9 protein-coding genes are annotated in these 12,611 nt (G+C 32.5%); 1 reads left to right on the top strand and 8 read right to left on the bottom strand.

The window, feature by feature from the left end:
* From FJV36_RS05195 to FJV36_RS05160, 8 genes are all read right to left on the bottom strand, one after another.
* Positions 1–823: transposase (locus tag FJV36_RS05195; protein ID WP_199250921.1), on the bottom strand; the 823-nt coding region annotated here is incomplete at its 3' end.
* Between the two features lie 140 nt (positions 824–963).
* A complete protein-coding gene (locus tag FJV36_RS16450) occupies positions 964–1,191 on the bottom strand; it encodes a PspC domain-containing protein (protein ID WP_158729685.1) in 228 nt (75 codons plus the stop codon).
* Positions 1,192–1,248: 57 nt separating this feature from the next.
* On the bottom strand, positions 1,249–2,520 hold the full coding sequence (locus FJV36_RS05185; protein WP_158729684.1) for a DUF2851 family protein: 1,272 nt from the start codon (positions 2,518–2,520) through the stop codon (positions 1,249–1,251).
* Between the two features lie 89 nt (positions 2,521–2,609).
* On the bottom strand, positions 2,610–3,092 hold the full coding sequence (locus FJV36_RS05180) for a 3'-5' exonuclease (RefSeq protein ID WP_158729683.1): 483 nt from the start codon (positions 3,090–3,092) through the stop codon (positions 2,610–2,612).
* A gap of 157 nt (positions 3,093–3,249) precedes the next feature.
* Positions 3,250–4,611, bottom strand: coding sequence for a pyridoxal-phosphate dependent enzyme (locus FJV36_RS05175; protein ID WP_158729682.1), 1,362 nt, complete (start codon positions 4,609–4,611; stop codon positions 3,250–3,252).
* A 183-nt stretch (positions 4,612–4,794) separates the two neighbouring features.
* Positions 4,795–6,621, bottom strand: a complete 1,827-nt coding sequence (locus FJV36_RS05170) for a putative porin (protein ID WP_347753135.1) — start codon at positions 6,619–6,621, stop codon at positions 4,795–4,797.
* A gap of 355 nt (positions 6,622–6,976) precedes the next feature.
* Positions 6,977–8,416, bottom strand: coding sequence for a RagB/SusD family nutrient uptake outer membrane protein (locus FJV36_RS05165; RefSeq protein ID WP_158729680.1), 1,440 nt, complete (start codon positions 8,414–8,416; stop codon positions 6,977–6,979).
* A gap of 20 nt (positions 8,417–8,436) precedes the next feature.
* On the bottom strand, positions 8,437–11,574 hold the full coding sequence (locus FJV36_RS05160; RefSeq protein ID WP_199250920.1) for a TonB-dependent receptor: 3,138 nt from the start codon (positions 11,572–11,574) through the stop codon (positions 8,437–8,439).
* Between the two features lie 183 nt (positions 11,575–11,757).
* Here FJV36_RS05160 and FJV36_RS05155 point away from each other — a divergent pair, with 183 nt between their 5' ends.
* Positions 11,758–12,417, top strand: a complete 660-nt coding sequence (locus FJV36_RS05155) for a ribonuclease HII (RefSeq protein ID WP_158729679.1) — start codon at positions 11,758–11,760, stop codon at positions 12,415–12,417.
* Positions 12,418–12,611 lie beyond the last annotated feature (194 nt).

The following is a 12,611-nucleotide window of genomic DNA, read 5'->3' as shown; positions in this document are numbered from 1 at the left end:
CAGCTGCAGTAATGATGCGCTCTTCGGTCATAGCCAAATGAGTCTTATAGCCAAAGAAGGAACTCTCGGCAGATTTATGACCTATTTTTGCATCGGTATCTTTTGATAGTGTTAAATTTTCTTGAGTGTCCTCTACGGTTTCCTTTAACAGGTTTAATTTCTCTTTCACTGCAGGAATCGAACTTATAGATGGCTCGTTTTCGATACGCTTTTCTAACTCTTTACAATAAACCAACTCCTTTTCTAAATCATTGTCGGAATTCTTTTCAGGCATACGTTCTTTGAATTGGTCGTCAAAGGTGTATACTGTTTTTCGAAGTAACTTGGAGCGTTCTCTCAATACATCGATGGCTAAAAACGGATTAGATCTTGATAAAGTATGAGTGGCATCAACGATAATAGACTTCGAACGAATTATTCCTTTTTCAATAGCAATAGTTACTGTTTTATTTATCAATAGATTTAATAAGTCGGTGTCTTTCAAGCGTAGTTTTCTGAATTTGGTCAACGAACTCGGATTGATAACATCGTCTTCTGGATTCATATCTAAAAAATATTTAAAAGACATATCATATTGAGAACGTTCCACTACATCAACATCGGAAACGGTGTAAATTGTTTTAAGAAGCAAATACTTGAACATACGAACGGGGCTTTCTGCCATACGTCCATTATTGGTGCAGTACTTATTTAATAATTCATCATAAATGAAGGAAAAATCTATTAAATCATTGATTTTTCTCAGAATGTTATTCTTTGGAATAATTAAATCATATAAAGAAGAATGTTCACTGAACTGTATTGATTGCTGTTGTACTAACATCTAAAAGCTCTTATAATTACAGCTAAATATACCAAAAAAGGAGTAGAAATACTAAGCTTTCTACTCCTTTTATTTATCAATTTATTCGAAAAAAGACTTTTTCAGTGCCCTCTAATTTTAGGAGCCTTTTTTTATTTATTTTATAAATCAAATACTGAAGTTCGTTTTGCCCTTATGAGATCTTTTAACTTCATCCAAAATGCGAGTGTAAGATACACTGCAAACCATAATCCAGCAGTGACAAAAGAGAGGTATATAAAAAAAAGACGCACACTACTTGCCCGCATTCCAAGAGTGTCTGCTAATCTAGAAGAAACATGAAATCCGTGTTTTTCGAAAAAAAATTTAAGTTTTAGCATTGCTGACATAATACTGTGGTATTGAAATACAAAAGTACAATTATTATCACATGAACTTGTACATAATTATTTGTTTTTAAGCAACTCAGTGCCTATACTACATTGTAAACACTTACTTTGATTACAATACTCATTCTTTAATTGCAGAAGTGTTTGTGAATCAAAAGCATTTTTGGAAACGATTCCAAAAGAACTAAACTTATCAATAATTGAATTTTTTTCGGGTGCAATTTCCATAAGCAAATTAATAAAATCCTCTGCTATTTCTTTACCCTGACTCTTTAAATAGGCAAATTGTATTGGAATTATGGTATTGATTACAATCAAATCAATGAATGATTTAGAGAGCGTTTTATTCTTTTTAGGACTTATTTTATCAAACTGATAATGTGTATTCCAATACAACGATGATGGAATTTGAAACAAATTATAACAACTTTGTAGAGACTTTAAAGTGCTTATTTTTGAAAATAAATTTTGATGTAAATGATACAAATTTGACAATTGAGAAAGCCTTATCGTAGGAAAATTATCAGGTCGATGTTTAAAAAAATGAACTGGCTCTATAATTTCTTTTTCAAGCTGGTATTTATGAAGTAAATAAAAATACCTAAACTTTAAATCCTTAAAGTAATTATCTTCTTTTTCTGTACCTAATAATCCAGCAGTTCCAAAAAGTAAAGCTTCTAGATTTCCAACTTCAAAACTTTCTTTTCTTATGATAGCAAATGGAATTGATTGTGCAATCTTTAAAAAAGCATCTCCGTTGGTGTTTAAGCCAAAATTTTTAGCTAAAAGACAAAATAAAACTGCTTCCCAATCTTGATTAGTTTGATTCAATAAATCAAAAATAGGTTTTGATTTACGTTCTAAACGTTCAAAAAACAATCGTTCTTGCCAATTTTTAAGAACAAAATCATCAACTTGATTGATTTGTTTCTCGCAGAAAATCCAAGATTTAGGAGCTACAAGAGATTGATACTTGTTAAGAATGGAGGGGTCAACATAATTTTTGAGTTCTAAAACTGGTATTTCGGTATTGTTTTTTCGGTGAATTTCGGTGTCATGTTCCCAAACTACATGTAAAATAACACTATCATAGGCATCGTCTTTTTCGTGATGATGTACATACCAATCAGAAGATTTTATATGAATTTCTACATTTCCAGCCCATTTTTGATCTTGAATACGGATTTGAGCATTGAAAAAATCAGGGCCCGAAAGTTCTAAATACTGCCCAACATTTATGACAGTCAAGGATTCACCTTGATGTGTTTTCAAATCTAGAATATTGAATTTTCTGAATCTCCAGATGTAATGAAGGAAATCTTCTTTCATACTTTTTATATTTCACATTGCACTAAAGTAATGAAAATATTCTACTTACACGTATAAAAATAACAGCTACAAAACCGAAATGAAAAATTTTATTTCATCAAATACAATTGCGCACAGGCCCGAGCATCAGAGAGTGCTTCATGGTGGTTGAGTTCTATGTTCATTTCTCGACAACAATCACTTAGTTTTGTAGGCTTCAATCCTTTGCTTCGGTATATTTTGACCGTACATTCCCATCGATCTGCGATATTTAAATCCGAATAATCCAAGTAATTATTCGCCATGGACTTAGCCAAAACGTTCCTATCAAAACTCTCGTTATGAGCTACAATTAAACGATTACAAAGCCTTTTGTGGATTTCAGGATATATTTCAGCAAAAGTCTTTGCGTACTCTGTATCGTATGGATGAATTCCGTGAACTTGAATTGTGTATGGGGAATAATAATTATTAGGTGGCTGTATCAGGGTAACAAATTCATCAACAATAATACCGTTTTCAACGGTTACAATACCTACAGAGCAAGGGTGATACCCAATTGCTGTTTCAAAATCTATTGCAGTAAAAGTCACTATAATTCTCTATTAAGGTTACATTTACAAAAATACATCAAAAATAAGTTGCTGATACTCTAAATCACTTTTAACATAATCATAAAACGACTTCATTAAAACAAAAAAAGCCTACATTGTAAAAACAAAGTAGGCCTCAAATTCTATTATTAGCTATCTATTTAATAGAACCTATAATATCATACTTGGTAATAATATGGTGATTGCCATTTGCTAATTCAACTAAAACAGCTTCGTTTTCTTTAGTAAATAATTTAGAAACCTCTTCTATAGGTGTTCCATGTTTCACAACGGGAAAAGGTTTTCCCATTACCTCTTTTATTGGTTTATCAGCTACATTTTTATCTGCAACATAACTTTGAAACAAATCACTTTCGTCAACAGAGCCTACAAAACCAGTAATGTCTATTACAGGAATTTGAGAAATCTTGTACTTACGCATGCGCTCAATAGCATGTGAAACCAACTCTTCGGTACGAACAACAATCAATGGCTTATCAATATGATCTTTTATAACATCCTCTGCTTTAGTCACTTCTTCTTCTAAAAATCCACGTTCACGCATCCATTCATCATTATACATTTTCCCTACGTAACGGCTTCCTGAATCATGAAAAAGCACCACTACCACATCCTCTGGCTTAAAATGCTCTTTCAATTGCAACAATCCTTTGATAGCAGCACCTGCCGAGTTCCCAACAAATATCCCTTCCTCAAGTGCAATTTTTCGAGTGTAAACTGCCGCATCTTTATCCGTTACTTTTGTAAATCCATCAATAAGAGAAAAATCGACGTTTTTAGGTAGAATATCTTCCCCTATACCTTCAGTGATATAAGAATAAATTTCGTTTTCATCAAAAATTCCCGTTTCATGATACTTTTTAAATACAGAACCATAAGTGTCAATTCCCCAAATTTTGATGTTTGGATTTTGTTCTTTTAGATACTTAGCAGTTCCAGATATCGTTCCGCCGGTACCTACACCAACTACAAAATGAGTTATTTTACCATTCGTTTGTTCCCAAATTTCAGGACCAGTTTGCTCATAATGTGCAATTGCATTAGATGGATTATCGTATTGATTTACGTACCACGAATTAGGTGTTTCCTCAGCTAGTCGTTTTGAAACCGAGTAATATGATCTTGGATCAGTTGGTTCCACATCAGTAGGACATACAACAACTTTTGCTCCTACGGCACGTAGAATATCCATTTTTTCTTTTGATTGTTTATCAGAGATAACACAAATCAATTTGTATCCTTTAATGATAGCAACTAGTGCAAGTCCCATTCCTGTATTCCCTGAAGTACCTTCAATGATGGTACCTCCGGGTTGTAATCTACCATCAGCCTCAGCATCTTCAACCATTTTAACCGCCATTCTATCTTTTACAGAATTCCCTGGATTAAAAGTTTCTACTTTTGCTAGAACGAGTGCCTCCACCTCGGCAGTAACTTTATTTAGTTTAACTAACGGGGTATTACCAATGGTACCTAATATATTTTCTGCGTAATGCATAAAAAAGTGTATTTAAATTTAAGATTTGTTACAAAAACGAATGCAAAGATAGTGTTTTGTTAGAAATTATTCTTCTTCAAGACAGATTGCGTTAGTGATAGAAGCGGTATCCTTTTCTTGCTTTCTTTAAGCAAGAAAAGATATAGCGGATAGCACGGCAAAACGCCCTAAAGAAAATTGAAATTAATTGAAAAAATTCCAAATTAAACCAAAACGAATTGTAAAATCTCGAGATGGATTATTAGGTGAAGCATAAAAATTATTGCCAGTAAGGCTTGAATTAAAATGTTCTGCTTTTAAGTATATTCTAGTTCTTTGAATTTTTGCATTAATGAAAAAATCTAAATTAGGGTGATTCCCAATTTGTTTCTCATTTTGAACAAAAAACTCGCCTATTAGAGGATTGTATTCGTTTGCAAAATAATTAGTAAAATAATTTAAAGAAACTCCTGTTTGCAAAAACAATGCGTTTTTGAAGAAATAATTAGAATAATAAATGGTGTTTCGGGTCACCAATTCCGGCACGTTTAAAACAAGTTCATCTTGTGTTGTTTTTTGAAACAAAACAGTATTATCTAAAGCAAAATTTCCAAAACTAATTTCTTTACTTAACTTTAAAGATGCATAATTTATAGTTTCATTATACTGTGCTGGAGTCACAATTTGAGTTTGAACACTCTTTTGCTGAGCTGTTGCTATGTTCGTAAAGTATAAATAATCATTGAGTATGGTATATTGAAAATCAATATCTACCCAAGGTGAAACTAGATTAGCATTTAATATATTAATTTTTTCATTTTTAAAATCATTAGACCAGTTGTACTGTATATAGCTACTTTGATATAAGTTATAATTATTATTTGGTAATTTATTCAAATTTTGATATTGCAAAGCCAGTTGGAAATCTTCATTGAAATTAAATCTAAAATTTGCATCAAGATTTGAAAGAGATTGCGGTGTTATAGAGCGCTGATAGGAGAAATCACCAGAGAATTTTGCACGAATAAAAGTATATTTACCTAAAATAGTGTTAATATCTTGGCCTAAGACACTAGGGATATTTGCACCATTATTAAAAATTAATATTCTATTGTAAACAGTATTGGATCTAAAATCATCGATAAAAAAATAAAAGTTACCCAATAAACTACTTTCTAAAGTCAAACCAACTTTATTATACAATTTATTATAATTCGTTTGATCGTTTATATTGGAATTAAGAAACGAATCACCAAAACGACCAACACTCGCTGACCCTACCGTTGACGACACTGTACTTTGATTGAACTCGAATAATTTATTCTCGTAATTTATCTGGTGCGAAACATACAAATTTGTATTTCCTTTTTCCGGATTTATTCTAAAATTATGATCCAAAAAAAATCTTTTGCCCTTTAGGAGAGATTTGGCATCTGTAAAATACACTTCAAAACGCTGTCTATTATTAAAGCTTGCATTTTCACTTTCAAAATCTTCAATAGTAGTGATGCCACCATTCTCTTCATTTAAAATATCTTGAAAAGTATAATGCGCCTTTGCAAAATAACGCTTGTTCTTTGTATTATAACTGGTAGTAAACCTAAAATTACCCGTACTAGATAATTGGTTTAGATATTCTCCTTCTGACCGAAGTCCTTTGTATGCAATAGAAAAATTAAGATTTTCTGCTGTGTTTAAAGTAATAAAAGCATCTACAGATTGACCTCTATTTATTGTAGTTTTAAAATACAATTCAGTAACAGGCGTAGCAACCGAATAGTAACGTAAGTGTTGTGCTTCTAGAAAATTAAAATGCTTGGCTTTGAAACCAAACTCAGGTAATGGATTATAATCCCGCAGACTGTACTGCAAGGTATTATAAGTTTGTCCATCATTTGCAAAAGGAAGTAAACCAAAAATATCTTTTCGTAAGTAATTATGACTGTATTCTTTTTGAATAGTCAATGAAGTATCTATATATGTGGTATCGTTATCAAGTGTGATTACTTTGTAAAGATCAATTGATGCCAATTTTTTGTTTCTAATTGAATCTGGGATTCTAATTGATTTAGGTTTTTGTTCGATAGATTCATTTTTTACTTGCGCAAAAAATAAGATCGGGACCAATATTATGATGTAAAGAAATAAAAGACGTTGTTGCATGGATGAGAGAATAAATTAAAACCTATCATGCTACAAATGTAGATTATAAAAAAGAAAGAAAGAAAAAAGAAAAGTAATGAAATTAAAAAAAAGCCGCACCCTAAAGAAATAAAACAAAAAAGAGGCTGAATAAAATTCAGCCTCTTGTATTAAATAATATAAACTATTGCCATCCTGGGTTTTGCTGAGCGCGCAATACTGGATTTTGAGAAGGTTTCTATTATTAATGTCCTGGATTTTGAACACAAAGCTTATTGTAAAGCAATTCATTTAAAGGAATTGGCCATAAATACTGCGTATCTGTTGACAATGCTGCAGGAGCAGAACCTTTCGCAGGAAAGTTTTGACCAAGTCTCATAATATCTGGAGAGCTAAATCCTTCACCTAAAAGTTCAATACGTCTTTCTATTGCAATTTGATCTAATAGCGCTTGTACTGTAGTAAAAGATGCAGCTGTGAATACGGTAGTCGCGTCAGATCTCCCTCTAACAGCGTTCAATAACTGAATAGCACGTGCATCAATAGAATTACTGCTTCTCACAATTGCTTCAGATAAATTTAACAAAATTTCTGAGTAACGTATAACCGGAACAAAATCTGGATCTGCTTGTGGACTAGTCCACTTGTAAAGCCATTGTTTACCACCAGTTACAACATTAAAAGTTCTTCTTGCGTCAGTAGCCTTCCAACCCGTATTAGCAATAATACCTTGTGGTGATAATGAATACTCACTACCGCCATTTGTACTTGAGTTGTAATAAAAAACTAAGCTGTTTTGAGTACCTGGAGTATCGTTAGAACTAAAAGCAAAAGAAAACACATTTTCTGCTGTAGTTGCTCGAGCATAAACAGTACTGATTGATGGCGCTAAAGCATTTGCAACACCTGTTGAAGCCATAAAGGGAGCTGAAGCAGAAACTATTTTATTACCTTCAGTAACAACATCAGCATAACGTCCCATACTTAATAGCACTCTTGTTTTTAAAGCAATAGCTGTATTTCTGTGCGCTCTTGTTGTATTATTAATTGGCAAGGTATTAGTTAAAGGCAAATTTGTCTCTGCAAAATTTAAATCGTCTAATATTTGCTTGTAAATATCAGCCACAGATGATCTTGCTAAATCTCCTGTACCTGAACCAGTTTGAGGTGTTAACCTTAATGGTAAACCAGGCGACGCTCCATTATCAGCGGTGAACGGTTTAGCATATAAAGTTACAAGTGAATAATAAGATAATGCTCTTAAAAAACGCATTTCAGCTGTATACCTTGTTTTCAAAGCTGCCGAAAGCGTTCCTGTTTCTACACCATTTATAACAATATTTGAACTATTGATTGCGGTATATGCTGCTGACCATAAATTTTGAACTTCATTTGTAGAAGATTGGATACCGAAATTCCAAACAAATAAGTTTGTAACTCCATTATTCCTTTCATTTATAAATTCAGGACCTCTAACATCTTGATAGTTAAAAAATCGTCCCCCATAAAAGTTACCTACTTTTACACGACCGTAAACCCCTAATACTAATTGTTCAACTCTTTCAGGAGTAGCAAATGCGTTAGAGTCACTAATTCTTGTTTGATTCACTGGGTTAAGCGCATCATCGTCTGTACACGATGTGATGAACATAACAGCCATCAGTGATAAAAATAAATTTTTCATACTTTTTATATTTTTAAAAATTATAAACCTAAGTTAAAACCAAAAGAAAACGTTCTTGCCATAGGTGCAGAATTTCTATCAACACTTGGAGAACCATTAGAATTACCATTACTAGATATTTCAGGGTCAAATCCAGAATAATTTGTAAATGTAAAGGCGTTTTGCGCACTCACATAAAATCTAAAACTTGATAACTTAAGAGGATCTAAGATACTTTTAGGTAAATTATAACCTAAAGCAATATTTCTAACTTTAACAAAATCACCTTTTTCTAAATTATCAGAGATAGGCAAAGAAGATCCATTTGATACGTTGTCACCAAAAACTATTCTAGGAATCTCAGTTATATCTCCAGGATTTTGCCAACGCGTTAAAACTTCGGCAGAATTGTTCCAAACACGCTGATCACGTAGACCTGCTTGAGTTCCATTGTAAACATAATTACCACCAGAAAAATACAAAGCAACATTTAAATCAAAACCTTTGTAAGAAAAAGTATTATTTAACCCTCCAAAAAATGTTGGCAAAGCCGGACCATATACCTTTGCATCTAATGCCTGGTTTGGAGCACGTGCTATTGCACCATCACTTACTCTTGTCCATCTACTTGGTAAAGGTGCCGAATGATCGTATTGAACTGCAGTTCCGTCACCATGATAGAAAATTCTTCTACCGTTAGCAGGATTAACACCATCTGTTCTTACTAAATAAAAATTACCAATTGACTGTCCCACTCTAATTATGTTCGCATTTTCTAATTGAGTTGCTACAATAATATCAGAGTTGTTTGCATCAAGTGCTGTAACAAGGTTTTTTTGAGTTGTAATATTGAAACTTGCATTCCATTTAAAACTTCCTTTATCAAAAATCCTAGCGTTTAAAGTCAATTCATAACCTGTATTTTTCATACTACCCACATTAGCTAAAATAGCGTTTCCAGGAATTCCTAAAGAAGCAGCTTGTGGAACACTTAAAATCAATCCATCAATTAAGTTTTTATAATAACCAAATTCACCAGAAATACGGTCATTAAACAAACCAAAATTCATTCCGAAATCTGTTTTACTACTAGTCTCCCATTTTAAGTTTTCGTTACCAGCACGGTTATAAAACAATGTAGTATTAGCTCCATTTACTCCAGCGTCAAAAAAACTGCTAGCTGCAAAATCGTTTAAACCTTGATTGTTACCTACTACACCATAACTAGCTCTAAACTTCAATTGATTAACAATCTCTGGACCAATACTGTTTTTAAAGAAATCCTCGTCAGCTAAAGACCAACCTAGAGATCCTCCCCAAAAATTACCCCACTTGTTAACTGGAGAAAAAGCAGAGAACCCGTCACGTCTTGCATTTGCTGAAATGAAATACTTTTTACTAAAATCATAACTTACACGTCCAAAATAAGACTCTAAATAATTCTCAGTAAGTAAATTACCCGAAACAACTATGGTATTAAAGCCACCTTGATATTCGTTAAAAAATGGATCAGAAACCCCTCTTCTAGAAGCACCCCAAGCATCCACTTTTGAATACTGACGTTCTGAACCTACCAAAACACTTAAATCTTGATTATCAGAAAATCTAACATTATAATCTAATACATTTTGGATAGATTTTCTTGAATATCTATTCATTGTATTAGTAGCAGCTCCTGCAAATTGTTGACCGTTTCCATTTAAAGGGCCTAAGAAATCTTTATTCCCTACCAATAAGTTGTCAATTCCATACAAAGATTTAAAATTTAAACCTTTTGCAAGTTTAAGTCCAATATAAAAATTAGAAATAATATGATCGTTTTGATTCGAAATGCTATTATTATCTAAAATATATTTAACATTTGGCCATTGCAAAGCTGTAAGGTTATTCCCTTGACCAATTTGCGTAGGCGCTAAATTATATGTACCGTTATTATTAAAAGGACCTACGTTAGGAGCCTGAGCAAAAGCTAACCTAGCTGCACCAGACGAATCAAAATTAGAACCTGCAACAGAACCTGTACTAATACCGTTATTTCTTGAGTTAGTATAATTAAACGTACCCCCTAAAGTTAACCAATCAGTTACTTTTTGATCCAAAGTAAAACGACCTGTTTGTCTTCTAAAATCATTGTTTATAAAAATACCTTCTTGTTCTAACTGACCAGCAGATAAAAAGTATTTGGTATTTTCATTACCACCTGAAATACTCACACTATGATTAACAGCAACACCAGTTCTATATATTAAATCATACCAATTTGTATCAACTAATTTCCCATTAGCATCATTCATAGTATAAAACCCTCTAGTAGTTCCATTTGCAGGTGTACCGGCGTTTCTTAAACCTTCATTTTTGATATCTGTAAATTGCTGCGCATTTAACACATCAATCAAATTAAAAGGACTTGTAAAACTAATAGATGAGTCAAGATTTACTGAAAACTTACCTGCTTTACCTTTTTTAGTTGTAATTAAAATTACACCAGCAGCAGCACGAGAACCATATATAGCCGCAGATGAGGCATCTTTTAATACTTCAACACTTTCAATATCTGCTTGGTTAATATTTGCTAAAGGGTTGTTCGCAGCTTGATTTTGATTTAAGTTATCCCCATTCCAAGATGGAACACCATCAACAACTATTAATGGATAAGAACTTAATGTAATCGAGTTCACACCTCTAATTCTAATAACAGCTTGATTACCCAAAACTCCATTAGGTTGCGATACGTTTACACCGGAAGCAGCACCAGAAAGAGCCTGATCAAAACTTTGAACCGGAATATTTTTAATTTTATCCCCTCCAATTTTTGAAATTGCACCATTCACATTTCTCTTTTTCTGAGTTCCATATCCCACAACAACAACTTCTTCTAATGCATTGTTTGCGTCTAGCAATTTTACATTAACTGTAGATGCTCCTGTAACATTAACCGTAGATTCTTTCATTCCGATAAATGAAAAAACTAAAGATTGTCCAATAGACGCCTTAATTGAGTATTTTCCTGATAAATCAGTCTGAACACCAACTTTAGTTCCTTTTACAAGAACATTAGCTCCAGGGATTGGTCCAGAAGCATCAGATACTATACCTGAGATAGTTCTTTCTTGGGCAAAAGAAAACTGCATAGAGAACGCTAGTAAAAGCGTAAAAATCCATTTAAATTTTGATCTCATATTAAATATGTTTTGATTTAGTTATGTTACAAAAATCATAATAAAATATCAAAGAAACAAATTTTTAGAAAATTTAACACAAATCAAATTACACTATTAATGTTAATAGTACTAATTACGCACGTTTTAAACTTAAAAAAAACAAACTCATTAATTTTAATCCTAATTTTACAAAAAAAATATATGTTGCTATCTCACCATTTGAGTACATCCCTAGAAGCAGGAGCTGACGAAGCCGGAAGAGGCTGTTTAGCTGGACCTGTTACAGCAGCCGCAGTAATACTTCCTGAAAACCGTAGTATTCCTTTGTTGAACGATAGTAAAAAATTATCTGCTAAAAACAGAAATGACTTAAGACCTATTATTCAAGAAACTGCGGTCACTTTCGCAATAACACATCTAGAACCTATAATTATTGATGACATAAATATTTTGAACGCATCAATAAAAGCCATGCAGGAGTGTATTTTACAATTAAATCCAAAGCCTTTATCAATAATTATAGATGGCAACTCTCCTTTTTTACCTAAAACTGGAATTAAAAATCGCGGCGGTTTACTTTTTACTGCAGATGAAATAGTCTTCTTAACTAACACGCCAAGTGCATGTATAATAAAAGGTGATGCTAAGTACCAAAGTATAGCTGCAGCTTCAATACTAGCCAAAACATATAGGGATGAATACATGAACCGTATTCATGAAGAATTCCCTATGTATAACTGGAATAAAAATAAAGGATACCCCACTAAAGACCATAGAGAGGCTATAAAAAAATATGGTATCACAAAATACCATCGTTTGAGTTTTAGACTTCTACCTGAACAATTAAAGCTTAATTTATAGAATAACCAATCAAATTACTAGAATTATACTTTTTTAAAACTTTCAATGAAGCCTATATGAAGTTATATATTTCATGAAAAATTCTACCTATACATATAATCAAAAAAAAAGTTTCATTTAAGACAAAAAAGTTGATAATTGAAAAATAAACTTGAGTTCATCTATACCTTTTTATAAATTAGAAAATAAGTCTA

It is taken from the genome of Flavobacterium sp. I-STPP5a, from assembly GCF_009764685.1.
Classification (GTDB): domain Bacteria; phylum Bacteroidota; class Bacteroidia; order Flavobacteriales; family Flavobacteriaceae; genus Flavobacterium.
The sequence above is the reverse complement of the archived record's forward strand: the minus strand, read 5'-3'. Positions and strand labels throughout refer to the sequence as shown.

Excerpts from the sequence above, each read along its gene's own strand:
- FJV36_RS16450 (WP_158729685.1), bottom strand. The coding sequence starts at position 1,191 with ATGTCAGCAATGCTAAAACTTAAATTTTTTTTCGAAAAACACGGATTT.
- FJV36_RS05185 (WP_158729684.1), bottom strand. The coding sequence starts at position 2,520 with ATGAAAGAAGATTTCCTTCATTACATCTGGAGATTCAGAAAATTCAAT.
- FJV36_RS05175 (WP_158729682.1), bottom strand. The coding sequence starts at position 4,611 with ATGCATTACGCAGAAAATATATTAGGTACCATTGGTAATACCCCGTTA.
- FJV36_RS05165 (WP_158729680.1), bottom strand. The coding sequence starts at position 8,416 with ATGAAAAATTTATTTTTATCACTGATGGCTGTTATGTTCATCACATCG.
- FJV36_RS05160 (WP_199250920.1), bottom strand. The coding sequence starts at position 11,574 with ATGAGATCAAAATTTAAATGGATTTTTACGCTTTTACTAGCGTTCTCT.
- FJV36_RS05155 (WP_158729679.1), top strand. The coding sequence starts at position 11,758 with ATGTTGCTATCTCACCATTTGAGTACATCCCTAGAAGCAGGAGCTGAC.